The organism is Kamptonema formosum PCC 6407 (assembly GCF_000332155.1).
Classification (GTDB): Bacteria; Cyanobacteriota; Cyanobacteriia; order Cyanobacteriales; family Microcoleaceae; genus Kamptonema; species Kamptonema formosum.
Genome location: NZ_KB235904.1, coordinates 1038876 through 1063880, shown reverse-complemented (window position 1 = coordinate 1063880; position 25005 = coordinate 1038876). Strand labels below are relative to the sequence as shown.

The following is a 25005-nucleotide window of genomic DNA, read 5'->3' as shown; positions in this document are numbered from 1 at the left end:
TAACTAACCATGAAATTGAATGAAATACCCAGTTATCTTACAGCATAGCGAAGAAGATTGTGGCGCAGCTTGCCTAGCAGCCATTGCCAAATATTACGGTCGAATTTTCACCCTCAGTAAAACCCGCGAAGTCTCCGGTACTGGCGCTTTAGGAACCACATTACTCAATCTCAAACAAGGCGCTAAAACCCTTGGATTCAATGCCAGAGGCGTAAAAGCTTCCTTAGAAATAATCGATAAAAAAGTCGTCCCGTTACCAGGAATCATTCACTGGAAAGGCTCTCACTGGGTGATTTTATACGGCCGCAAAGGCAGCAATTACGTCATCGCCGATCCTGGTTTTGGCATCCGCTATTTATCCAGAAAAGAACTGCAATTAAGTTGGCAAAATGGCGTGATGTTACTGCTAGAACCGCACCCCGAATTTCTAGCACAAATTGACGATCGCGATCGCGTTAGCACCTTCCACCGTTTCTTACTGCGAGTCTGGAATTATCGCCACATTCTCGCTGAAGCACTCTTACTTAATCTCGTCTCAGCCTTACTTGCTCTCGCCTCTCCATTCTTACTACAAATTCTCACCGATGACGTGCTAGTAAGAGGAGATAATAAGTTACTCAATGCTGTAGTTATTGCTGTTTTAATAATGAACTTAATTAACAGCAGTTTAAAATTCGTACAACTAAACTTAGTTGCTCATTTTTCCCAGCGGTTGCAGTTAGATTTAATCTTAGAATTTTGCCGAACTATCTTAGGTTTGCCAATGGCTTACTACGAATGTCACCGCAGCGGTGAAATTGCCAGTCGCTTGCGAGATATTGAACAAATTAATCAAATTATTTCTCAAGCTATTATCTTACTTCCCAGTCAATTTTTCGTAGCTGCTATGTCCCTGAGTTTAATGTTAGCCTACAGCCCCAAGTTACTAGCAGTTGCTTTAGTGATTGGCTTATTAATGACAATTTCAACTCTAATTTTACTACCTAAACTTAAACAAAATATCAGCAGTTTATTAATTGTCGCTGCCGAAAATACAGCCTTGCTAGTGGAAACTTTTAAAGGTGCAATTGTCTTGAAAGCTAAAAATGCTGCACCTCAATTTTGGGAGGAATTTCAAGTGCGCTATGGGAGACAAGCCAATATTACTTTTAATATGAATCAAGTGGCAATTGTAAATAACACTTTTTCGGGCTTTTTCTCCTTAGCTGGTGAGATAACTTTACTGTGGTTTGGCAGCAATTTAGTCTTCAGTCAAGAATTGAGTATTGGGCAATTGTTGGCTTTGAGTACCATGAATAGAAACTTCCTCACTTTCATTGCCAGTGTCATTGGTTTTGTCAATCAATTAACCTTCACGCGATCGGCGATCGATCGCGTAGTTGAAGTCATTGACTCAACTCCTGAAATTCAAGATAAAAATACCAAACCATCGGTAAAAATTCCTAGTAATGCTGACATTATTTGCAGCAATCTCAACTTTCATCATTCTGGCAGAAATGAACTCTTAGAAAACTTTTCCCTGGCTCTTCCCGGCGGTCAAGTTATTGCCTTAATTGGCAAGTCTGGTTGTGGAAAAAGTACCTTAGCCAAAATTATTGCAGGTTTATATCAGCCTCAGTCTGGTAATATTCGCATTGGCAATTACAATTTATTAGACCTTTCTCTTGATTGTATCCGGGAACAAATTGTCATTATTCCCCAAGAGTCGCACTTTTGGACTCGCCCAATTATTGATAATCTACGATTGGGAAATCCTGGCGTGGGATTTGAGCAAATTGTCAAGGCGTGTCAAATTGCTAGGGCGGATGAATTTATTAGTAAACTTCCTAGTAAATATCAAACTATTTTAGGGGAATTAGGGGCAAATCTTTCGGGAGGTCAGCGACAAAGATTAGCGATCGCGCTAGGGATTGTTACTGACCCACCGCTCTTAATTTTAGACGAATCTACTGCCAATCTTGACCCCATAAGTGAAGCGGAAGTTCTCGATGGACTCCTATCTTACCGCCAAGGTAAAACTACGATTTTAATCAGTCATCGCCCTAGAGTGATTAATCGAGCTAACTGGATTATTTTCATGGAAAATGGACAGGTAAAAATCGAAGGAGTTGTCGCAGATTTAGTCTCTAAATCTGGAGGACATTTAGACTTTTTGACTCCTTAAAAAGATGAAACTGCAACCCTAGACTTAATTAATGCTGGTACAATGCGGGAACTTGCCATCCTTGCACCGGCAAGATTTCGACCTACAGGCCCTACTTGCAAAGCGGCTAAACCACCCATGATAAATAACTCGCATCTCGGCCAACGCAAATACTCGTCTAAAACGGGCAATCCTTTAACTATTTTAATGGGATAAGTTGCTAAAATTTCTGTCAGCAATGGTTCGGCTGTTACGTCTAATTTTGTTCCCGTTGCTAACCAAATGCGATCGACGAATAGCTGGTTTCCATCCTGACAGTAAACAGTCCATTGATTGTTATCCCATTTTACCTCAATAATGTGACATTCTGGGTGAAATTCGATGCTCAAATCCCGCGACATTCGACGTAATTGTAGCATTATTTCAGGAGTCATAGAGCCGCCGTTGCGAGCTTGTTGAATCATCTCCCATTTCTTTTCCCAGTCGGGTTCATTTTCAAAACCTTTGAGATATTTTGGCCCTAACCAACCCGGTTCGGCATCAAATAATTTTTCTTGTAACTGTCGTCTTGACATTAATATTACTTGGGCATTCCGCGCGATCGCGCCTACTGCTAAATGTCCGCTAGTTAAACCGCCTCCAACGATTAAAATCCTTTCTCCCTGTAACTTTAATCCCCGCAAATCAACTTGATGGGAATGGCAAAGTTTGTCTGGCGGATACGGTGTTTGAATGTGATTTGTCCACTCCGGTAGTTGGGGTTTACCGCCGCCTGTGGCGATCGCCACACGACGCGCAATTGCACTTTCTCCATCCTCAAACCAAAGCCGGAAACTCCCTGCTAACGGTTCAATCCGAGTTATTTTTGTCTTGATGACGCGATCGCCTAATTCCCATCTCTCAACTACATGGCCACAAAATTCCTCAAACAGCCGACTTCCCGGCAAATCGTAGGGCGCAAACAACTCGTTAGGGCGAGATTCGGCAAACCGTCGCAACTCAAAGGGATTGGGATCGGGATGGTGAACCGCAGGCGATCGCAAGTGTGGAATTTCCAAAGCCGCAAACTGCCTCTGCCACTGAGTTAGCCACCTACCACTGGGGTCAAAAACCCAAAATTTACCCCGCTTCTTCTGGCATTTTTGCAGCAAATGAGTAACCAGGGTTAAAGCGTGAGGCCCCGCCCCGACTACCGCTAAATCGATTTGCGATGGCGTAACACTGGTGATTTCCATAGAAAATTTTGGTTGCGATTGCGATAATGATTATCATTATAATCGGATCGATCGCGATCGCTTACAGTTCTAATCCCAATTCCTCGATCTACAGCTACAGATTTGACCCCCCTGTAGTTCCCCCTTGGCAAGGGGGGTAGAGATTTGTAGTCATATAGCAACCGCCAGGGCGGTTAAGACGTTGAAACTTTCTTCATCCCCTCTTCCCCTCTTCCCTAGCCCCTAGCCCCTAGCCCCTAGCCCCTTAACCGCCCTGGCGGTTGCTATAGCTTTAAGAATTGGTATAAGCCCTTCAATACGCGGCTAAAATCGGAATATCATAAGCTGTAGTTATAAAACAAACTATAAAATCAATAAAAAATAATCAAATTATGATAATGATTATCATTCCATGCAGTATACTCAACCTATAGGGAATCACCTCTCTATAAATTCTTGTACCCATAAGGAGTGGTGCATCATGTTGAACGAACACATCATCCGCGCTTGGAAAGATGAAGACTATCTGGATAGCTTGAGTGCTGAAGAAAAGGCACAACTGCCAGAAAATCCAGCCGGTTTGATCGAACTTACCGATGAAGATATGTCCTCTGTTTCTGGAGGTTGTACCTGCGGTAGCACCCAGTGCAGTATGCCTTGGCATCACTACTCTGGCGTGGCAGAAGAAAGCTCAACTCTGCTGGCATAAGTAGGGATTTTTAGGGCTAGTTAAATCGGGATATCCTCAAAAGTCTGTAATTGATAGACAGTAGATCCAGAAAGTATTCGCGATATCTTTTCTGGGTCATTAATTTTAGCAATAAAATTAATTGTTCTAGGAATTAATTCCAGTTTTTAATGAAATTAAACGACTCAAACGAAGCTTTTTTACCTACGGTTTATAGCGAAGAATTTTTACCTCCAATTAATCCTTGGATGGTGCTAGGAGGATTGTTGCAAGCGGCGGCTGTCGGGATTGCTTTGGTTTTGGCAGCCACACTCAAATATAATGTGACAGTGAGAGCACCTGCCACAGTTAGACCAACAGGAGAAATCCGAATTGTACAAGCATCAAGCGAGGGGACGATCGGAAGTATTAAAGTTAAAGAAAATCAAAGGGTAAACAAGGGGGATGTCATTGCTATTGTGGAAGATTTGCGGCTGCAAAATGAGAAAAAGCAGTTGCAGGGAAATCTTCAGCAACTAGAGCGACAATTCACTCAATTTGATGCTCAAATCCTAGCTTTAGAACGGCAAAAAATTGCGGAAACTGACCGCATGAATCGCACAGTTGCTTCAGCTTTGGCTGAATTGAAACGCAGCCAGCGGGAGCATGAAGATCGGCAAGAAAATAGTGTGGCAGAAGTGGAGGAAGCTGAAGCCAATTTGAGATCGGAGCAGAAGGAATTGCAAAGATTTCAAGCAGATTTAAAGTCAGGGGAGGCAAATTTAAAATCGGTGGAGGCGGCTTTAAAGACAGCGGTATCGAAGCGCGATCGCTACGAGCCGATCGCGGAAACGGGGGCGCTTTCTCAGGATCAGTTTGAGGAGGCAAAATTAGCGGTAGAACAGCAAGCACAGGCAGTAGCGGCACAAAAAGGAGCCATTGAAGCCCAAAAACAAGCGATTTTGCGACAGCAGCAAGTTATGGAAGCGGTGGCGGCGCGGTTGCAGCGGACTAAAACTGCTCTCAACCCCAGCAGTGCAGAAGTGGCGATCGCACAGCAACGTATGGCGGCGGAAAAAGCCACTGGGGAAGCAACCTTAGCAGCACTTAATCGGGAGCGAGAAGCGCTAATTCAGCAGCGAGTGGAAATTAGCAAGCAGCAGCAGCGCGATCGCTCCCAAATCCGACAAATTGAAGCAGATTTAACTCAAACTGCGATCCGAGCAACGGTAAACGGCACTGTGTTAAAGCTGGAGTTGCGAAATCCCGGCCAGGTGGTACAATTGGGAGATGCGATCGCGCAAATTGCCCCCGATCGCACTCCCATCGCGATCGTCACCCGCGTTGCCACGCAAGATATCAGCAAAGTCCAAATTTGCCAAGAGGCGAAGGTTGAAAACTGTCAGCAAGGTAAAGTGCAACTGCGGATTTCTGCCTATCCCTACCCCGATTACGGCACTCTCAAAGGCGCTGTTAGAGAAATTTCTCCCGATGCGATCGCACCTACTAATGGTGACAAATCCACTGGTTATTACCAGGTAAAAATTGAAGCCGAAAAAACATATCTTGTGAGAGAAGAACAACAGTATCCCCTACAAACAGGCATGGAAGTTACAGCAGATATCATTGCTAAAGAAGAAACAATATTAACCTTTGTTTTAAGGAAAATCAGGCTAATCGCAGATGTTTGAATTTTCTAAAAATTATTGGTTTTTTGGGAATTAATTTTTAAGCCACACATTCAGCAAGTTGTTGCCGTAATTCTGCGGTATTCAAGTTGCGACCAATTAAGACTATCTGATTGCTGGGAGATTTACCCCATTCGTCAGCATCTAAGCTAAATCGTTTTCCACTGAGTTGAAATAGATGCCGTAAATCGCTTTCGACAAACCAGAGAATGCCTTTAGCTCGAAATACATCGTTAGGCAACTTATACTCTAAAAAATCTTGAAATTTATTAATGGAAAAAGGGCGATCGCTTTGGAACGAAACCGAAACAAATCCATCATTGGCTAAGTGTTCGGAGTGATGATGATGATGTTCATGGTTATGTTCGTGGTGATGTTCATTGTCATGTTCGTGGTGATGTTCATGGTTATGTTCATTGTCATGTTCGTGGTCATGTTTATCCCCATTCTCCATGTTACTGTAAAGCTCTATTTCTGCTAATCCTAACCCCAAAATTAACGGTAAAGGAACTTCACCATATTTAGAGTGTAGAATCCTTGCCCCCTCTTTGACTGTGCGAATATAATCTTCTAATTCTTTGACTTTTTCAGGCGTAGCCAAATCAGTTTTGTTCAGCAGAAGAATATCGCCAAATGCTATTTGTTTAAAAGCGGCTTCACTGTCGAAATGTTCGGGAGTAAATGTTTCAGCATCAATGACTGTGAGAACAGAATCTAAGTTAGTCAAATCCCGCAACTCCGTACCGACAAATGTTAAAATAATTGGTAGCGGATCGGCAACTCCCGTCGTTTCAATCACCATATAGTCAATGCGATCGTCTCGCTCTAAGACTCTGTAAACTGCATCAAGTAATCCATCATTAATTGTGCAGCAAATACAGCCGTTAGTCAATTCTACCATGTCGTCGTCGGTAGAAATAAGTAACTGGGAATCAATGTTGATATCCCCAAATTCATTAACTAGAACGGCAACTTTTAAGTCTTGCTTATTTTTGAGAATTTGATTGAGTAAGGTAGTTTTACCACTGCCAAGAAAGCCTGTAATTATAGTTACAGGCATTCCTCTTTTGGGAATGTTGTATATAAAATCTGGGGTTTGTACATTGAGATTAGTCATGGTTCCTCTTCTATTAATTTGAGTTTGGGTATTTGTTAGAAAAATCTGTCTTGGCGCTGGCTAAGTCGCACCAGAAACCTCTAGATTATTTACAAAAACTAGAGAGAAAATCTGCTATGATTGAAACCCCTTTTTCCCCCCATAATGCACCGTCTTAAACTGAATGCGATCGCACTCAGGATTATATAAAGTGTAGGTTGCAACTCCGGGTTGGCGGCCAACATTACCAACTCCAATAACTTGACGTGCAGTGACAGTAACAGTTTGAGGAGAGTTTTGAGAATCGAGAGTTTGCACAGTATTATTAATCGAACCCCCTTGTAATTGATACTGGAAAGTTAAACCAGATCGACCGCAAAATAAGTTATTTACATCAGCGCGAATTAGCCGATCTAGCATCACAAAAGCAGGCGTTTCTGGAGTTAATTTATCCGCAGCACCGGCCGTACTACCATGAATTAACAAGCAGTCAAGTTCGTGAAAGCCAAAATTCAAAGACCTCAGCCATTGTACAGACTTACGTGACACAGAATCCCAGAGAGATTTAACTGTATTCTGACCATATTTCTCGATTAACTCAATCGGTTCGCTAGTAGCACCAATAGCGTGTAAAATGAAGCATTGTTCCTCCCACCATCCCGTACAAACTTGAGGTAATAATTCACCTTGACGCGGTTTTTGCAAACGCTCTACTAATTTATCGCAGTCGGGATTAATGCCAACTAAGTCACCAATAATATACAGTTGTTCGACTCTAACTCGTTGGCGCTTAATGTCATTAAGTACAGCTTCGTAAGCTTTTAGATTTCCTTCGATTCCGCTTAAAATTGCCCACATTTTGATTTGCTTTTTCGTAAAATTTGCAGTATTCGTAGTAGTATTCGTAGGGTGCGTCAGTAGCTAGGGAAAGAGGAAGAGAGAGGAGAGGGGAGAGGGGAGAGGGATAATTAGCCATTAGTCATTAGCCATTAACCATTAGCCATTAGCAATTAGCAATTAGCCATTAGCTATTAGCTATTACCAATTACCAATTACCTATCTTGCACAAACATGAGTAGGATCGTCTGCTCTTTCTGCAAACTCTAAACCTCTGGCTAAACGCCATGCAAAGATAGGCGGCAAACCTTTTTCGATAATCGCAGCACAGGTTTTTTGATAGTCATATTCAACCTCTCTTAATGTCACATTTTGTGTATCTTCATCGTAAATAACGTAAGTAGCATTTGGCCTTCCATGACGCGGTTCTCCAACCGAACCGACATTAACAATCTTTAAAACAGGCGCAGAAAAATTTAAATAATCATCTACTTTCCCGTCGCTACCAGTTACTTTTACCTGCAATTGACCGCCATCTAAAGTGCGGATATATGGCACATGAGTATGACCGCAAAATAGTACATCTGCACCAGTAGATAAGACTCTTTCTAAGGCGATAAAAGCATCTAATTCGGGCAATAAATACTCATGGGCTGTATGGGGGCTACCATGAACAAAACAAAGGTTATTTTCCTTTAAACTGTGAGGCAATTGTGCTAAATATTCCCGCGTTTCAGGGTAGATATTCTGGTTAGTCCATTCGTGAGCTAATTTGCCCCGTTTTTCTGCTAACACTGAGGGATAACTACATTCACAGGAGTTTAAGCCTTCGACAATATCTTCATCCCAACATCCCGCACAAGTGGGAATATCTAAGGAGCGAATTTGCTCAACAACTGCGTGAGGATGGGGGCCATAACCAACTAAATCTCCGAGACAAAAGATGCTATCAGCTTTTTGTTGGTCAATATCTGTCAAAACTGCATTCAAGGCTTCATAGTTACCATGAATGCAAGACATAACTGCAATTTTCATGTTGTTTCTTCCTCTGCTGATAATGACATTGAATCTTTAACTTGCTGCTGGTAATATAAGATTGCGGCTTCTGGCAAACAGGAGTATTCTAAAGTTTGGAGCAATGCAGTTTCATCCAGATTTTCACCGATAATTTCGATCCCGCTGAAGCGTTGGGGTTTGCCTTCTAGCCAGCGGGGGAGATTCAATTCTTCATATTTGGTTTCTGCAAGTTCGGCAACGAAATCTAAGTAGAATGCTCTCCCGTCAGCGATGTCAAAAATGCCTTTGGCTCTGTGAATTTTGCCATAGGCTCCTTGGGTCATTTCTTGATACCAAAAAACATCGAGACTTACGGGGTCAATGACATTTCCTTGTAGGGGTAATCGCCAAATTGATAGTTCTTCGCATTGCTGATTGATTGATACTCCCTCGACAGTTTCATCGGCCCAATTTTGCCACTCGCTGTCTTTTATCGTCGGCGGTACTATGCAGACGCGGCGACTGGGAAATTCCTCTAGCAAGCTGTTGACGGCATCAAGTTGCAGGTAACACCCCAATTCAATGTAGGCTACGCCACCATTTATTAAGTGTTTGGTGAGTAAGGATTTTTGGGTGTCACTTAGGGTTTTCACTTGGGGAAATTCAGCGGCGATGCAGGCTTGGTCTATGGGGACGTTACCTGTTCCGGGGCTGAAATATACCGCTGGTAAGGGTTCTGTCGCTATTTGCTGTCGAATCCAGGTGGTTTTGCCGATGCCGGCTGGGCCTGCTACGGCAGTGATTACAAGTTGGTTCATAGAAATAATGATAATCATTATCGCGCATAAATTACCAAAATTTTCTATAAAAGTCACCTGTTTAGATTTTTATACAGGATTTACGCAAAAGTATCTGTAACGCCGCCAGGACAAGGGCGTTACAGATAAAAGTTCTATAATTAATAATGTGTAAATAGCTGAAAGCCTTACATAGACTAGCTTGAACTAAAAAAGCTGGCGATCGGATTTGAACCCATGACCGGCTGATTACAAATCAGCTGCTCTACCACTGAGCTACGCCAGCACTTCGATTTACAATCATAACACAACTTTCCTCAAATCCGCAAGCAAGAAAAAAAATATTTTTCTCTTCTCACAACCGAGCCACCCCACTTGCCTTAATCGCAGCGCCAAATCTTAATCGTCTCATCACCGCTACCACTGACGAGCAGCTTACCATCCCGTGCGATCGCCACCGAATAAACCGTCCCCGAATGTCCCGTCAGAGTATTCATCAGTTGCCCAGTCGCCACATTCCAAATCTTAATCGTATTATCATCACTGCCGCTAGCCAGAGTCAACCCATCAGGACTAATCGCCACCGAATTACCTCTACCTACATAATTTCTCAAAATGTGTGGCGCATTACCCCTGCTAGAATTGCCAACATCATTACCTTTACGTTGATTATTACTGAGAATTCGCATCAGCCTGCCCGTCGGCAAATTCCGCAGCTTAATCGTGTAATCATTTCTCACACTCACAAGCGTTTGTCCATCAGGACTAATCGCAATAGAATTCACCCCCAAATTCAAACCAGAAAGAGTACGCTGTAACTCTCCAGTTTCCACATCCCAAACCTTGCTCGTCGCATCAGAACTTCCGCTCGCCAAAACTTGACCATCAGGGCTAAAAACCACCGCATTCACATCATCTAAATGCCCCGTCAAAGTCCGCAGCAATTCGCCACTGTCTAAATGCCAAAGCTTAATTGTATAGTCACTACCGCCGCAGCTAGCTACGAGCTGCCCATCGGGGCTAATAGCAACAGAATTAACCCCAATAGAATGGCCAGGGAGAGTGCCAAGTAACTCACCGCTATGGAGATTCCAAAGTTTAATAGTCTCATCAGAACTACCACTAACAAGAAGCTCTCCATCAGAGCTAATAGCTACCGAATTTACCCGATCGGAATGCCCAGTTAAAGTGGTTGTTAACTCCCCCGTTTCTAAGTTCCAGAGCTTAATAGTTCTGTCCCAACTCCCACTAGCAAGAATCAGCCCATCTGGACTAATAGCAATTGAATTTACAAAAGATGAATGTCCAGGCAAAGTGCAAACGCATTGCCATGTTTTAGTTTTAATTTTTTTAGATGCTACTTGTTCTTGGCGCTTATACTCAGCCTCAGCTTGTTCTCTGCGCTTGCGCTCCGCTTCTCCTAAAATATCGCGCTGAAGCTTAGCCCTATTTTCCCGATCTGCCAGCCGTCGCAACTCTACTTCACAAGCGGCTCTTTGCTGTCGCTGAATCACTTTCAGACTTTCAATATAAGGTTCAACCCATTCTTGATCGAACCATTCTTGAACAAATTCAGATTTTAAATCGTAAAGTTGTGGTTCATAGTTGAAATCAATACTGAGGTAATATAAATCTGCTAAAAATCCTGCTAATAACTTATGTATTGAAACAATTATTTGCCTAATAATTCGCAGACATACTTTTTCGTCAGTACCATCTATTCCCAACTGTTCGTAAACTTTTTCCCAGTTCCAAGGCTGAATCGATACTAAGGAAACAGTTTGATTTACCATTCCCCAAAAACCAACATGAAAATTCACTTCATAGTCGCTGATATCGCTATAAAGAATCGCCGTCGGCACTGGGCCTAAAATTGTCTGCAACCGCTCCACATCAATATCAGAAATTGGCTGTTTGAAATAGTCGCCGTAAAACTGAACTGGACAAGTTTCGCTATGTTGAGGATAATACTGGCTCAAAAACGATCTCAACTTAGCGGGTAACTCGATATTCAAGTTATGCCGGAAAGAATCTGGGCAATCTTTGCTGATTTTAGCTGGAGAAACTAACAGCAATAATCGGTGCTGTTGCTGCTGCAAAATTTGCTCTGTTTCTTGTCTGCTTAAATTAGAAAACCAAGTGTCTCGATCCCAAATAACTTGAATCTCACTCAGCTTGATTTTAATTGCTTCTGCCTGTAATTCCCGCATCAGTTCGCGGCATAATCTACTAATTTCTCGCCGATCTCTTAATTCTTCTTCTCTTAACTCGTTAGCGCGTGCTTTTTCTACGCTTGTAATCTCTTTTAATTCTTGTTCCCGACGTTCTTGCCGCTGTAGAAATTGAATTTGCGCTTGAATCCAACGCCGATCTTTTTTGACTTGATGACGAAGGGCCTGAACTCCTAATGACCCTTCAGAAAAAGACTGACTGGTGACGGTTGCTCCCAATCGATCTCCCAAACTCTGTGCGATCGGCTTCAGCAGGTCAACTAGGGTATCTGAGACGGGGCGGGGTAAAGACATAAAAATTTAATTTTTTTGCTCAAAATCTTTCCCGTAGCTTGTTGGCAGAGAGACTCACGCATTCCCGCAGGACTAGGGGCAGTTTAACTGATAGTTTTTGTAGTGTTTTATTGTATATCGAATCGGTATATTTGGGCTGCGGGGGGTGGGGGAGCGGGGGGAAGGGGAGCGGGGGAGTAGTTTTTTTATCTCTTGCATTTTTGCAAAGTCTTCTATATAATGTACGACTGTACATAAAAAACGGTATTCCTACCAAATAACCGTACTTTACACGAGGAAAGCATCTAATGAGTCAGTGGCAACGCCTCACTCAGCTAGGGCGCTTGTATCAACAGCGCCTAGCCAGCATAACTCTATTTAGGAATTCCCTAAAAAGCTTCGCATCACTCTTTATATTAGGGCTGAGTTTGAGTGTGGCGATCGCCTCTTGCTCTCCCAGTAGTAGCAACAACACAGCATCTAGCTCCAGCGGCACCAACGTAACTGCCGCCGGTCAAGGTAACGTAGAACTCACCCTCGTTTCCTTCGCCGTCACCAAAGCTGCCCACGAAACAATTATTCCTAAATTCGTAGAAAAGTGGAAACAAGAACACAATCAAACTGTCAGCTTCAATCAAAGTTATGGCGGCTCCGGCTCCCAAACTCGCGCCGTAATTGACGGCCTAGAAGCAGATATCGTCCACCTCGCTCTCGCCCTTGACACCAGTAAAATTCAGAAAGCTGGACTAATTGAACCAGGTTGGGAAAAAGAATCACCTAATGATGGCATAGTCAGCAAATCCGTAGCAGCATTAGTCACCCGCGAAGGCAATCCCAAAGGGATTAAAACATGGGAAGATTTAGGTAAAGAGGGAGTTCAACTAATCACGGCCGATCCTAAAACCTCTGGGGTTGCTCGCTGGAATTTTCTAGCTTTATGGGGTGCTGTCACCAAAACTGGCGGCGATGAAGCCAAAGCTCAAGAATTTGTTACCAAGGTTTACAAAAACGTTCCCATACTCACAAAAGATGCCCGCGAAGCTAGCGACGTATTTTTCAAACAAGGTCAGGGCGATGTGCTGATCAACTATGAAAATGAGATGGTATTAGCTGCTCAGAAAGGTGAAAAAGTGCCTTATATTGTTCCTGATACCAATGTCTCCATCGACAATCCGATCGCAGTTGTTGATAAAAATGTTGATAAGCACGGCACGCGCGAAGTTGCTGAAGCATTTGTTAAGTTTCTGTACACTCCAGAAGCTCAGCGAGAATTTGCTAAAGCAGGCTTCCGCCCAGTAGACGCTAGTGTAGCTCAAGACAAAGAATTTGTCGAGAAATATCCGCCAGTCAAAAACTTATTTACAGTTCAAGATTTGGGAGGTTGGGGAGAAATCGATCAAAAATTCTTTGCTGATGGCACTATTTTTGACAAAATCCAGGCTGACATCAGGAAATAATGTTAACCGATCGGGAATAAAGCCAACTGTCATAATTAAATCAGCTTGTAGGGTGCGTCAGACGAAGTTATCGATTGAGACAATAGGGTTTTAATCTCTGACGCACCCCACTAACCGATACCTGTTGTGTAAGTCCTAACTTCAATATCCTAAATCCACGCAAAAACCTCAAATCAAAATGGTATCGCTTCCTACCCAAAAACCTAAATCTCAACTCCAAAATCTAGCAGCTAAAATTACTTGGCCTTGGCGAATAACCCTCGGCTATCTTTCTTTAATGCTACTTTTACCAGTAGCGGCATTGCTAGCAAAGGCGAGTACAGCTAACCCAGCCGAATTCTGGAGAATTGCCACCAGTCCGATTGCTCTCTCTGCTTATGATGTCACCTTTTTTACATCATTAGTTGCAGCGATCATTAATGGCGTTTTCGGAACATTAATTGCCTGGGTTTTAGTCAGATATGATTTTCCACTCAAGCGGTTTATAGATGCCGCCGTCGATCTACCTTTTGCACTGCCTACATCTGTGGCCGGGTTGACGATCGCCACAGTTTATAGCAATAATGGCTGGATTGGTTCATTGTTTGCACCCTTTGGTATCAAGATTGCATTTACTCGTCTTGGCGTAGGTGTGGCAATGATTTTTATTTCCTTACCCTTTGTAGTGCGAACAGTACAACCAGTTTTGAGCGAGATGGAAAAAGACATTGAGGAAGCAGCTTGGTGTTTAGGCGCTTCTCAGTGGCAGACATTTTGGCGAGTGATTTTACCACCATTATTGCCAGCCATTTTAACTGGAGTAGCGTTAGGATTTTCTAGGGCAGTTGGCGAGTATGGCTCGACTGTAATCGTTGCTTCTAATATGCCATTTAAAGATTTGATCGCACCAGTGCTAATTTTCCAGAGGTTGGAACAGTATGACTATGCGGGTGCAACTGTAATTGGCGTTGTGCTGTTAGCAATTTCATTGGTGATGTTATTGGCAATTAATATTTTACAAGCCTGGGGTAGTCGCTATGACGATTGATCTAAATCCATCTGCTAAATACAATGTACCTCCCGCTAATTCTCGCTTCCAAAACAAGGAGAAAACCTGGGTAAAGGGACTTTTAATTGGGGTAGCAGTCCTGTATTTATCTCTTGTACTTTTCATCCCTGCTCTCAATGTTTTTGTCCAAGCTTTTAGTAAGGGAGTTGGCCCTTTCATGTCCAACTTGACTGCTCCAGAATTTCTCCATGCAGCCAAACTTACCTTATTTATTGCTATAATTGTAGTGCCGATCAATACAATTTTTGGCTTGTGTGCTGCCTGGGTAATTGCTAGAAATAAATTTCCTGGGCGCACGCTTTTAATCAGCATCTTAGACATACCTTTTGCAATTTCACCTGTTGTTGCTGGTTTAATGATCGTGTTACTATATGGGCGCAATGGGTGGTTTGGATCGTTCTTGGAAGCAGCCAATATTAAGATTATTTTTGCTTTTCCGGGGATGGTGCTGGCTACTGCTTTTGTGACTCTGCCTTTTGTGGCTCGCGAAGTAATTCCGGTTCTGGAAGAAGCTGGTACTGACCAAGAAGAAGCGGCTAAAACTTTGGGCGCAAATGATTGGCAAATTTTCTGGCGAGTCACGATTCCCAATATTCGCTGGGGCTTACTTTATGGCTTAATTTTGACAAATGCAAGAGCAATGGGAGAATTTGGTGCTATCTCTGTAGTATCGGGAAATATTGCTAAAAAAACGCAAACTTTACCGCTATTTGTAGAAGAATCTTACAAGCAGTATGCGACGCAATCGGCTTATTCTGCTGCGGTTATTCTCGCTTTTTTAGCAGTTGTAACTCTTGTACTTAAGGAAATATTAGAGCGCAAAACTAGGATTAAGGAAGTTGAATAAAATATGGAAGAGTTCGGAGATTTCCCATTTTTTCTAATACAGAATTGATTGTTTCAGACATTTTGTAACGCCGCTCTCTGGACGGTTATTCACCGCCTAAAATGCGGCGTTCCCAGCCAAACAAAAATTTTTAAACGAGGAGATTCAGATGTTAGTTGAAAACAATAACAACAACTTGGAAAGTGAATCAATTAATGCTTTTCATAAGGCGACGGCATCAGATATTCCCAAGAGCGTTGAAGGAGATATTAGACCTACTCAAACCCGGATTCGGATGCGGGTTCCCAAAGAATACCATCAAGAACCTGTGATTTCTCGCTTGATTTCTCAATATGGCTTGACGGTAAATGTTAATGCAGCTTTATTGGGAGTTAAATCTTCTGATGATGGTTGGTTTGATTTGGAACTGCACGGTACTGCTAGTCAGATTGAAAGTGCTTTGATTTATCTGAATGATTTGGATGTAGAAATTTGGAGCGATTCGGCCGATCCCGATCGAGAAAGTTGGTAGGAAAGAAAGATTGTTTTCTTTCAAGGTTAAATAGGTAAAAATAAATATTTTGTCTCATTGAGAGTCTATCGAAGCAATCGCCAAATCTTGAGATTGCTTCACGGAGTTCGCAATGGGATAATATAGGTAAAAATAAATATTCTGTGTCATTGTACGCCTATCGAAGGAAGCACCAAGTCTTGAGATTGCTTCACGGAGTTCGCAATGACATATAGCACAGAAGGAAAAAGCAAAATTTGCTGGCAAAGACATATTTCATGTATAATGATGCTTTATTACGAGCAAAAATTAAAGATTATCTAACAAAGCGGATGCAGACAAAGTGAAACGAAGGTCTTTGCTATTGGGGGCTAGCGCCCTAACTCTGAGCCAATTAGCGGGGGGATGTGGAACCCAGACGGCCCTAAAAGTGCGATCGCTGAAAAATTCTGTTCCCGCACAAGTTGTCGCTCAATTTCGCAAGCAACTGCAACCATCACCGCTTTTACAGATTGTGCCACAAACGCAGTTACAAGAATTATTTGCTCTATTGCAAACTTGGAAGAGCAAAACTTCAGCACAAAATCAGGGTAAGGAACAGGAAAAAGCCGACTTAGTAATGATTGGTGATTACTGGTTAGCGAAGGCAATTCAACAAAAATTAATTCAACCTCTTGACCCCGCAAAGCTTACAAACTGGTCGCAATTACCTCCTGCTTGGCAAACATTAGTAAGGCGTAATGACTCTGGTATTGCGGATGAAAAAGGCAAAATTTGGGCTGCACCCTACCGCTGGGGTACTACAGTTATAGTATATCGAATTGACAAATTTAAGTCCTTGGGTTTGAAACCTCCTACAGACTGGAGCGATCTCTGGCGGGAAGAATTGCGCGATCGCATTTCTTTGCTGGATAATCCTAGAGAAGTTATTGGGTTGACTTTAAAGAAACTTGGTAAATCCTACAATACGCGCGATCTTAATAAAGTAGCGAACCTCAAAGAAGAATTGAGCAACTTACATCGACAAACTAAACTGTATAGTTCTAATTCTTACCTACAACCTCTAGTTTTAGGAGATACTTGGGCTGCGGTTGGTTGGTCTGGGGATGTATTGCGGCTAATGCAGAATCAGAAAGAAATTGGGGCAGTAGTTCCAATTTCTGGAACATCAATGTGGGTAGATTTGTGGGTACAACCGGTATCTAATCAATCATCAAATTTATCGTTAGTAGAACAATGGATCGATTTTTGTTGGCAGCCACAAATAGCTACTCAAATGTCTCTGCTAACTCAAGCTAGCTCTCCTGTTATTATTAGCATGAAGCGTGAAGATTTGCCCGAACAACTTCGTATTAATCGTTTACTTTTGCCGGAATCAGAGGTTATTTCTAAAAGTGAATTTCTTTTTCCTCTCCCGGATGTAGCTATTGAGCAATATCGCTCGTTGTGGCAAGAAGTCAGAAATATTAAGAATAGTTAGTTGTTAGTTGTTAGTTGTTAGTTGTTAGTATCTGGATACAATTAAATGTAGGGTGGGCGCTCGCTGCGAAAAGCTTGTAATTCATGCCATAGATGATTGTCAGCGAGCGCCCACCTTATCCCTCTTTTGTCACTTTCGGCAGAAAATAATCTGGGATGCTTATAGCATAAGACTTTTACCAAAAACCTTGATTTCAGCCATTTTGTTAGAAAATAAATGCTCAAATCCTTGAGCTATTTACAGTTGAAAATTTGGCTCTCATTTTTATTTTCCCAGAGTGACAAAAGAGGGATTAGTCAAACCGACTTGCAAGAGACTAAGTTCCACAGTGCCAAATTGAGTGGGTGTAAATTTAGTGGATCGAAAGTACTGGGAACTTCTTTTGGATATGCTAACTTAACTGATGCTGATTTCAGAAATGCTAATGAAATTTCCAATAATATTGGTTTAGAATTTGGCAAAGCAAACTTAACTCGAACTAACTTCTTTGGTATCAATAGTCGGGATCTCGATCAAGCTATTTTTAACGCTATCGAGGATGCCTACTTTAAAGATACCGTCATGCCAGATGGAACGATCCGAAACGAAAATTGCACGGAGCGATGAATGCTAAACTTTACTCAAAGCTGATTTTACTATCATTCAGTCGAGGTGTTAAAGTATGACTGATATAACTACCGAGTATTTGCTAAGTAGCTATGCTGCCGGAAACAGACATTTTAGGAGGGCTAACTTGAGCGGTATCGATTTGAGCGGAGCTAACTTACCTGGAATCTGCTTCGATTGTAGTAATTTGAGTGGAGCTAATTTGAGCGGAGCTAATTTGAGCGGAGCTAGTTTGATAGACAGCAACCTTCACGAAGTTAACTTGGAAAGCGCTAATTTATCTGGTGCCGATTTGTCTCTTATTTGGTCTCACCATGCCAACTGGAGGAGAGTGTATTTGGATGGTGCTAACCTGCAAAATGCTTACTTAAAATCTGTCGATTTGGAAGGAGCTACTTTCCGAGGCGCTCAACTAAATCGCATAACTTTTTCCGAGTGTAACATGAGAAATATTAATCTGGAGGGAGCGATATGGAATGATTCTAACGGTGGGGGTATATGGAATGTTGATTTGACGGGAGCCATCCGTTTCGATCCAGACGATATTGCTGGAAACAATATCATCCTTCCTGATGGAGAGTTCCTCAAAGATGCTTGGGAGTTCATTAAGCGAAACGGAAAGTTAGATCGTCCCCGACGGCTCAACCAGCCATCGGATTTTGATTAGTAGTGCGGGCTGCCATCTGCAAGAGCCTGCCTTCTGCAGCCTGCACTACTAACAGTTTTTGTTATGGTAATCAACAGGACACGATATCAGTCTCGCATTAGGTAGATGTATTGAGGAAAAAGTTGGTGTTACGGCGTTCCTCAATAGCATCCTGAAGTTCTTGAGTAAGTCCGGAGAAGAAGTTATAACCTGTTAGATGCTCTACATCGCGGACTGTTACCGCATAAGTTTCCCAGACACCTGGTCTGGAAAGATCTAAGATTGTATCATTTCCCAATATTATATTACAAGTTGAGAAACTGGGTTTCTGAGACAGTTTGGGTTAAAGAAGCAGAGATTTTGATAGGAACCCGGTTTCTAACCGAGCCGAGAATTAAAATCGTCTCGGTTTACCGCGCAGTCCACCATTAGATAAAGAATCTAGTTCTAGGTTACATTCTAGTTGAGTAGAAGGATTATTTTGAGCGGTCGAGAATTTGCAAGAGTAGATTGCTAAAGCTTCTCCTTGAGGGTTACAAACGCGAACGTTATAACCGTAATCTCTCGCCGCTGTACCGAATTGATTGACAAATTGGTAACGCTCTAAATAATCCAATAAACTCCAGAGTTGTCGGTTAACTATCAGAATTACCCAATTATTAGATTCAACAAACCAGTTGTCTAATAGTTTACCACCAAATTGTTGTTTTGTTAACCAAAGGCTGGGGATACTTAGCTCTGTTTGAGATAAAGGAGGTGATGGTAACTGATACCAACTTGTAGTGGGACAGGTTGACGGTTGAGCAAATGCGATCGCAGTTTTTTCCCCTAGTAAACTGGGAAGAAAAAAGGAAAAGTTAATTAGCAAAAATAGGTTTAATATTTTCATTGTTAGTTGTTAGTTGTTAGTTGTCATTGCGAGCGTAGCGAAGCAATCGCCTTAGACTGAGATTGCTTCTATGTAGTAAAGTCAACGATGTGGACTGTAGCATACTTTTAGATAAATGGTATAAGAATAGCATAGACAATACTGAGCATTTTAACGATTTAGGAAGGGTTGGGGATTGCTTCGCACAGCGAACAATGACAGAAACAAGACTTACGCACTCAACCAAAGAAACCGGGTTTTTTACGAAAATATTTCGTTATAACCCACATACGACTCAAAAACCCGGTTTCTGGGACTTCCGCAGGGAGTCCTAAGAAACCAATAACAACCAACAACTAACCACTAACAACTCACCACTAACATAACAGTTAATTAATCCCAAAGCCGACGGCCGCTAGTACCAGATAGCCGTTGATGAGTATCCTTTAATAAAGCTGGAATATCTAGATTTTCTGGACATCGAGGCAGACATTCGCCGCAATCTGTACATCGATTTCCCTTAACACCTGGGAACCAATGTCCGGCATTTTCAAACATTCCATAACGGTATTTACCAAAGTCTATCATATTATAGGCAACAGCGAGATTACGCAAACGTAATATTTCAGGAATATTAATATTTTCTGGACAGGGTAAGCAAGCGAAACACTGACTGCATTTATCTGTTCCTAAACTGGCTGCGAATTGAGTTTCTAAACGATCGAAGATGGCAATTTCTGCGGATGTTAGGGGATAATCGCGATCGCAGCAGTTCAGAGGTAATTCTAATTCATTTGGGTTAGCTGGCCCAACACTGAGGGTCGTAATCCGAGGCTCGCTTAATAAAAACCTATAGTTTAATTCTAGTGGGGAAAAGGGCAAACATAATTCTTTAAGGCTTGCGGGTGGGGTGTAAAGTCGGCCTCCTTTATCAGCAGGAGAAATAATGAACACGCCCATATCTTTTTCCGAGGCTAACTCGATCGCGGGCCCATTCCGCTGAAAAAAATAGTAATAATGTAGATTAACGAATTCAAAATAATCTGTATTGATGGCAGCTAGAATTAACTCTAAAGGGCCATGAGTAGAAAACCCGATGTGCCGCACTCGGCCATCAGTGACAGCAGCTTTAAGAGTTGGTAGAAAAGTATGTACCCAGTCTAAATGTTCCCAAGTATTGATGCCGTGAATTGCTAAACAGTCGAGATAATCTAGATTTAATCGTTTTAGAGATTCATCGATAGAGCGCTCCATTGTATCGGTATTGGAAGTGGGGGAAATTTTCGTGGTAATGTGAAGGCGATCGCGTTGTCTTGGTAATCCCGCACGAATAGCCGCACCGAGATATTCCTCACTTTTTCCATAACCCTGAGCTGTTTCTAGGTGATTAATTCCCATAGAGACTGCACGCTCGACAGTGGCTATAGCAATTTCCTCAGAAGCCAGATAGCGCATTGTGCCTAGAGAAAAAACAGATAAGTGCAGATTTGTTTTCCCAAACCTTCGATAACGCATAAATCAGACTTTTAGGATTACAGGATAGAGGCAGAGGCACAAAAGGCTTTTCTTGGCTTCAGGACAATGATTTACTGCTGTAACTCATAACTGATAACTAATAACTGTCTTGCTTTTGGCCGCTTGCCTCAAGCCTGTTGCCTGTTAGGAAAATTCTCCGCCGATCGATCCTCCTCTTTGAATTAAATCCTCCGGGCGGAGGTTGGAGATAAATTCTCGGAAAGCTCTGCGTTCGGCTTCGTCAGCGTCTCGATCCACGGGGATAGAGGCATCGGCGATCACTTCTTCCATTACCCAAATGGGGCTATTGGTGCGAAGTGCGAGGGCGATCGCATCGCTAGGGCGAGCATCAATCTCTTTTTTGACTTCTCCAGAGCGGACGATCAGGACGGCATAGAAGGTGTTATCTTGCAGGGAGTGAATTACTACTCGCTCCAGAGTCAGATTCCACGCCTCTAGGAAGTTGACCAGGAGATCGTGAGTAAGCGGCCGAGGAGGCTTTTGGCTTTCCAGAGCGCTAATTATTGCCTTTGCCTGCTCCTGACCGATATAAATAGGCAAGGCCCGCCGCTCCGTAGCGTCTCTCAACAGGACAATAGGACTGCGCGTGGCTGCATCCAAGGCAATTCCTGCGACTTTCATTTCAATCATCGGATCGGCCTCATGGGATACTGTAAGGCGGTGGAGAATCGGGGCACCGACATGACCTAAATTCCAGTATGCCTCGATCTTTGCCTGAATCGACAACGGATTGTGCTTAAAGATCGAATAGCGGGGGGTTGTGGTGTTTACAGGATTAATTCAGGGATTGGGAACGCTTGAGGCTATGTCTGGCGATCGCTTGCAAGTGTCCTGTGTGTCGGGCAATACAGACGCGATTTTGCGGGATTTGGCCATTGGGGATAGCGTGGCGATCGATGGCGTATGTCTGACGGCGGTGGAAATTTTGTCTCAAGGCTTTGTCGCGATCGCCTCCCCAGAAACCCTCAGCCGCAGCACTCTCGGCCTCAAACCCAACGCCTGCGTTAATATTGAAACCTCTCTCCGCGCCGGCAGCAAACTCGGCGGTCATTTCGTTACAGGCCATGTAGACGGGATCGGCAGTTTAGTCGAGTCAGCGGCCACTGCAAATGCTTGGGAAATGCGGTTTACAGCGCCGCCAGCAGCAGCCTCAGTTTGGCAGCGTCAAATTGCACCCTACATCGTTCCCAAAGGCAGTATCGCCGTCAACGGCATCAGCTTAACTGTGGCAGATTGCGATGCAGTCGGCAACTGGTTTGAAGTGGCTGTAATTCCCCATAGTTATAGTGAAACTAATCTGCGGGATTTGAAACCGGGGAGTTGGGTAAATATTGAAGCAGATATTTTGGGTAAATATGTAGCGAAATTCATTCGTAGTAACTCTATGTTATCTTCTGATTCTAGTTCTGGATGGGAAGAAACTGCTGTTAGCAGTATGGGAGAAATTACGCCAGATTTTTTAGCAGAACACGGTTTTATTTAGCAATGTTAAGTAAGCGGAAATATTGAGTGTGATTCTAGCTTTATGAGGGTGGAGCGATCGCTAGTATTTAATTTTGCCTTCTTATCACCAAACCCGCTGAATTGGATAAGCATCAAAAGCCTCATCGCGACTAATCAAAACCAGCGAATGATTCATCGCCTGTGCTATCAGAATGCGATCGAAAGGATCTCGGTGATGGAGAGGAAGAAGTGCGTAAATCTCAGTATCTTTAGATGTAATTGGTAGAATTTGAGCGTTAATGTATTGCAATTCCTTTGGCAGGTATTCAAATGACCGATTTAGTTGAAGCTTACCAACATTGATTTTAATGGATATTTCCCAAAGGCTGGCAATACTAAAATACAAATCTGTTTTAGTATCGATCGCTTCTTTTGCTTTACTACTTAGATTCGGATCGCCAAGCAAATACCACAGAAAGACATGAGTATCTAAAAGGGATTCCATGTTACATATATTCCTTTAAATCTTCCAGGGGTTCATCGAAATCATCAGACATAACGATTTGACCGGCCCAACTACCATAACCATGAGGTTGTTCAAATTGTTCTTGAGATGATTCAGTTTTTGCGTGTTTCTCAAGTAAATATTTTGCATAATGCAATATCTCTTGTTTGAGAGATTCTGGCATCTTGATTACAGTTTGAAAAATCTGTAAATCGATAGTCATAATTTCTGTACAAATTTTGCCCTTATCATATTTACCAATTATACTATACTTGCTGCGAAAAGGGACTTGGATGTGGTGGGTAAAGCGTAGCTATGATTAGGGAATCGGGCTTTGTTTACAATTTCCTTTTTAATTTTTAATTTTTAATTACTTATTCCTGCTCCCAAACAAGTGCGATCGCTAACCTCACCGCCTCACCCACCATCGAAAACCGAGCGTGCTCGGAAGCAGTTTTTTCCCATCTTATTAATTGCTCTAAAAACCCCCGATCTTGCTTAGCCCGCTGCAAAATAACTTGACCTACAACCTTCTTTTGAATGTCCTCAGTTGAAACCCCCTGTAGCTTCAAATAATCCAACAACCGCTCCACACTTTCCACAAATTTATCAGGAGTTTGAGTCATCACAATAAACTTAATTTGACGCGATATCTCTTTATATATCTCTCGCCGTTTATCCGTGAGTTCCTGTTGCTGAGGTGACGGTGAAACTGGCATCGTCGTTTCTTCGATTGGCCTGGATTTATCCTTAACTACAACAGCCAGATCGAGTAATTCTAAAATCTCTATCCGCCGACTTAAAACTCGCTGTAACATCTCAGGATAAAGCTGTAAAATATGCTCAGCTAAAATTTTTGCATTCACCAAATTATTCGCGCTTAACCGCAGTAAATGCCGATCGTCAGCCGATTCAAAAAATTGGATATTCAGTTTAAGTTCCCGACTTTCCAATTCCACCTGAGCCACCGTAAATACCAAAGCTTCCCAATTAGGAAACTCAGGAAAAAATACTTCGATTATAGAACTATTTTCTCGATCCTGATTGCCAAATTCTCCCGGCTCAAAATCTCGACCTACAGGATAACGATTACTAGGACTTTTAGTAGTATAATTAAACTGATTAAAAACATATCTACACTCAACCTTCGAGAAATTAACCTCCTCAGTATGCCAATTATGAATACAGCATCCCGTTAGCTGCGCCCCTTCCAAATTCGTGCGAATTAGATGGGCCTCAATCAACAGAGCATCTCTTAAATCTGCTTCGCTTAATATTGCATCGCTGAGATAAGCACCGCTCAAATCTGCCTTGCGTAAATCCGCACCGCGCAAATTCGCCTCTGTCAAATCTGCCCACAGTAAATAAACTTCTTGGAGGTTAGAACGGAGTAAATGTGCTTTCTTAAAACTTGCTTTTAATAAATAAGCACCAGTCAAATTAGCGCGACTTAAATCAGCACCATTAAGCACCGCCTCTGTTAAATCTGCCCCGGTTAAAACTACTCGGTGCATATCAGCCTCAGTCAAATTTGCTGACCGTAAGATCGCACCATTGAGGTCAGCTTCAATCAAATTAGCACCCTTTAAAATAGCCTCTCGCAAATTAGCCTCTGCTAAGTGTGCTTCTCGCAAATTAGCACCAGTTAAATTAGCTCCTGCAAGACTGGCACGGTTAAGATTTGCCTCCATTAATTCCGCACCCATTAATCGCGCCCCATCGAGTTTTGCCTTTTCGAGATTAATTTGATCGGATTTAGCTCTTTGAAGGTCAGCGCCGCTAAGATCCGCTTCTTGAAATATTGCCCAATTCAAGTCTGCTTCTTGTAAATAAGCAAGTCGTAAATCTACTTTAGTAAGATTTGCGCCGCTCAATATTGACTGATTAAGATTAGCACTGGTGAGCATCGCACTGCGGAGATCTGCCCGCCGTAAGCAAGCGCCTACTAATTTAGCGTGGCTCAAAAATGCCCAACTGAGATTTGCACCTGTGAGGTTAGCGCCTGTGAGGTCAATTTCCCGCAGGTTGGCCCCGCTTAAACTCGCACCGCTAAGGTCAATGTGAGCAAAGTTGCGCTCTCCCTGTTGATACCGCTCTAGAAACTCTTGCGTTTGCATACAGCAGAGATGGGGAAGGA

General features: G+C 42.6%; 23 protein-coding genes and 1 tRNA gene. 11 read left to right on the top strand and 13 right to left on the bottom strand.

What is annotated here, in order from left to right:
• The first annotated feature begins 19 nt into the window (after nucleotides 1–19).
• The gene (locus OSCIL6407_RS0121600; RefSeq protein WP_007353178.1) at nucleotides 20–2164 is read left to right on the top strand and encodes a peptidase domain-containing ABC transporter; all 2145 of its coding nucleotides are present in this window, start codon (nucleotides 20–22) and stop codon (nucleotides 2162–2164) included.
• Here the strand turns inward: OSCIL6407_RS0121600 and OSCIL6407_RS0121595 are convergent.
• A complete protein-coding gene (locus OSCIL6407_RS0121595; protein ID WP_007353179.1) occupies nucleotides 2161–3378 on the bottom strand; it encodes an FAD/NAD(P)-binding protein in 1218 nt (405 codons plus the stop codon). The genes OSCIL6407_RS0121600 and OSCIL6407_RS0121595 overlap by 4 nt on opposite strands.
• Before the next feature lie 460 nt (nucleotides 3379–3838).
• On the opposite strand from OSCIL6407_RS0121595, the gene OSCIL6407_RS0121590 reads away from it, so the two are divergent.
• Both OSCIL6407_RS0121590 and OSCIL6407_RS0121585 read left to right on the top strand, forming a co-directional pair.
• Entirely contained in the window at nucleotides 3839–4066 is a 228-nt protein-coding gene (locus OSCIL6407_RS0121590) for a mersacidin/lichenicidin family type 2 lantibiotic (RefSeq protein ID WP_007358547.1), read from the top strand.
• Between the two features lie 149 nt (nucleotides 4067–4215).
• Nucleotides 4216–5715, top strand: a complete 1500-nt coding sequence (locus OSCIL6407_RS0121585) for an HlyD family efflux transporter periplasmic adaptor subunit (protein ID WP_007358548.1) — start codon at nucleotides 4216–4218, stop codon at nucleotides 5713–5715.
• A 37-nt stretch (nucleotides 5716–5752) separates the two neighbouring features.
• Here OSCIL6407_RS0121585 and OSCIL6407_RS0121580 read toward each other — a convergent pair whose 3' ends face one another.
• From OSCIL6407_RS0121580 to OSCIL6407_RS0121555, 6 genes are all read right to left on the bottom strand, one after another.
• On the bottom strand, nucleotides 5753–6829 hold the full coding sequence (locus tag OSCIL6407_RS0121580) for a CobW family GTP-binding protein (protein WP_007358549.1): 1077 nt from the start codon (nucleotides 6827–6829) through the stop codon (nucleotides 5753–5755).
• 114 nt (nucleotides 6830–6943) lie between these two features.
• Complete coding sequence (locus OSCIL6407_RS0121575; protein WP_007358550.1) at nucleotides 6944–7666, bottom strand: hypothetical protein; 723 nt, start codon at nucleotides 7664–7666, stop codon at nucleotides 6944–6946.
• Nucleotides 7667–7864: 198 nt separating this feature from the next.
• Nucleotides 7865–8680, bottom strand: a complete 816-nt coding sequence (locus OSCIL6407_RS0121570; protein ID WP_007358552.1) for a metallophosphoesterase family protein — start codon at nucleotides 8678–8680, stop codon at nucleotides 7865–7867.
• Entirely contained in the window at nucleotides 8677–9459 is a 783-nt protein-coding gene (locus OSCIL6407_RS0121565) for a GTP-binding protein (protein ID WP_026103812.1), read from the bottom strand. The genes OSCIL6407_RS0121570 and OSCIL6407_RS0121565 overlap by 4 nt, the downstream gene beginning before the upstream one ends.
• Before the next feature lie 193 nt (nucleotides 9460–9652).
• Nucleotides 9653–9724, bottom strand: a tRNA-Thr gene (locus OSCIL6407_RS0121560).
• A 94-nt stretch (nucleotides 9725–9818) separates the two neighbouring features.
• Nucleotides 9819–11963: a WD40 repeat domain-containing protein gene (locus OSCIL6407_RS0121555; protein ID WP_007358554.1), complete on the bottom strand. Its 2145-nt coding sequence runs from the start codon at nucleotides 11961–11963 to the stop codon at nucleotides 9819–9821.
• A gap of 287 nt (nucleotides 11964–12250) precedes the next feature.
• Here OSCIL6407_RS0121555 and OSCIL6407_RS0121550 point away from each other — a divergent pair, with 287 nt between their 5' ends.
• The 7 genes from OSCIL6407_RS0121550 to OSCIL6407_RS0121520 all read left to right on the top strand — a co-directional run bounded on the left by OSCIL6407_RS0121550 (nucleotide 12251) and on the right by OSCIL6407_RS0121520 (nucleotide 18537).
• A complete protein-coding gene (locus OSCIL6407_RS0121550) occupies nucleotides 12251–13399 on the top strand; it encodes a sulfate ABC transporter substrate-binding protein (protein WP_007358555.1) in 1149 nt (382 codons plus the stop codon).
• 178 nt (nucleotides 13400–13577) lie between these two features.
• Nucleotides 13578–14426, top strand: a complete 849-nt coding sequence (gene cysT / locus OSCIL6407_RS0121545) for a sulfate ABC transporter permease subunit CysT (protein ID WP_007358556.1) — start codon at nucleotides 13578–13580, stop codon at nucleotides 14424–14426.
• On the top strand, nucleotides 14416–15294 hold the full coding sequence (gene cysW / locus OSCIL6407_RS0121540) for a sulfate ABC transporter permease subunit CysW (RefSeq protein WP_019487654.1): 879 nt from the start codon (nucleotides 14416–14418) through the stop codon (nucleotides 15292–15294). Before cysT ends, cysW begins: the two co-directional genes overlap by 11 nt.
• A gap of 148 nt (nucleotides 15295–15442) precedes the next feature.
• A complete protein-coding gene (locus OSCIL6407_RS0121535) occupies nucleotides 15443–15805 on the top strand; it encodes an NIL domain-containing protein (RefSeq protein WP_007358558.1) in 363 nt (120 codons plus the stop codon).
• A 322-nt stretch (nucleotides 15806–16127) separates the two neighbouring features.
• Nucleotides 16128–17264 (top strand): extracellular solute-binding protein, encoded by a 1137-nt coding sequence (locus OSCIL6407_RS0121530; protein WP_019487653.1) that lies wholly within the window; start codon nucleotides 16128–16130, stop codon nucleotides 17262–17264.
• Between the two features lie 216 nt (nucleotides 17265–17480).
• Nucleotides 17481–17870 carry a pentapeptide repeat-containing protein gene (locus tag OSCIL6407_RS0121525; RefSeq protein WP_007358560.1) on the top strand — a complete coding sequence of 130 codons (390 nt, stop codon included), beginning with the start codon at nucleotides 17481–17483 and terminating at the stop codon, nucleotides 17868–17870.
• 55 nt (nucleotides 17871–17925) lie between these two features.
• Nucleotides 17926–18537, top strand: a complete 612-nt coding sequence (locus tag OSCIL6407_RS0121520) for a pentapeptide repeat-containing protein (RefSeq protein WP_007358561.1) — start codon at nucleotides 17926–17928, stop codon at nucleotides 18535–18537.
• A 373-nt stretch (nucleotides 18538–18910) separates the two neighbouring features.
• Here OSCIL6407_RS0121520 and OSCIL6407_RS0121515 read toward each other — a convergent pair whose 3' ends face one another.
• The 3 genes from OSCIL6407_RS0121515 to OSCIL6407_RS0121505 form a co-directional block, all read right to left on the bottom strand.
• A complete protein-coding gene (locus tag OSCIL6407_RS0121515; protein WP_007358563.1) occupies nucleotides 18911–19405 on the bottom strand; it encodes a hypothetical protein in 495 nt (164 codons plus the stop codon).
• 372 nt (nucleotides 19406–19777) lie between these two features.
• On the bottom strand, nucleotides 19778–20899 hold the full coding sequence (locus OSCIL6407_RS0121510; protein ID WP_026103811.1) for an aldo/keto reductase: 1122 nt from the start codon (nucleotides 20897–20899) through the stop codon (nucleotides 19778–19780).
• Between the two features lie 144 nt (nucleotides 20900–21043).
• A complete protein-coding gene (locus OSCIL6407_RS0121505) occupies nucleotides 21044–21550 on the bottom strand; it encodes a bifunctional nuclease family protein (RefSeq protein ID WP_026103810.1) in 507 nt (168 codons plus the stop codon).
• Nucleotides 21551–21683: 133 nt separating this feature from the next.
• Between OSCIL6407_RS0121505 and ribE the strand changes: the two genes are divergently transcribed.
• Nucleotides 21684–22403: a riboflavin synthase gene (gene ribE, locus OSCIL6407_RS0121500; RefSeq protein ID WP_019487652.1), complete on the top strand. Its 720-nt coding sequence runs from the start codon at nucleotides 21684–21686 to the stop codon at nucleotides 22401–22403.
• Nucleotides 22404–22487: 84 nt separating this feature from the next.
• Here the strand turns inward: ribE and OSCIL6407_RS0121495 are convergent, their stop codons facing one another.
• From OSCIL6407_RS0121495 to OSCIL6407_RS0121485, 3 genes are all read right to left on the bottom strand, one after another.
• On the bottom strand, nucleotides 22488–22868 hold the full coding sequence (locus OSCIL6407_RS0121495; RefSeq protein ID WP_007358567.1) for a type II toxin-antitoxin system VapC family toxin: 381 nt from the start codon (nucleotides 22866–22868) through the stop codon (nucleotides 22488–22490).
• 1 nt (nucleotide 22869) lies between these two features.
• Nucleotides 22870–23091, bottom strand: a complete 222-nt coding sequence (gene vapB, locus OSCIL6407_RS0121490; protein WP_007358568.1) for a type II toxin-antitoxin system VapB family antitoxin — start codon at nucleotides 23089–23091, stop codon at nucleotides 22870–22872.
• Between the two features lie 151 nt (nucleotides 23092–23242).
• Nucleotides 23243–24985 (bottom strand): pentapeptide repeat-containing protein, encoded by a 1743-nt coding sequence (locus OSCIL6407_RS0121485; RefSeq protein WP_007358569.1) that lies wholly within the window; start codon nucleotides 24983–24985, stop codon nucleotides 23243–23245.
• Between the last annotated feature and the right edge of the window lie 20 nt (nucleotides 24986–25005).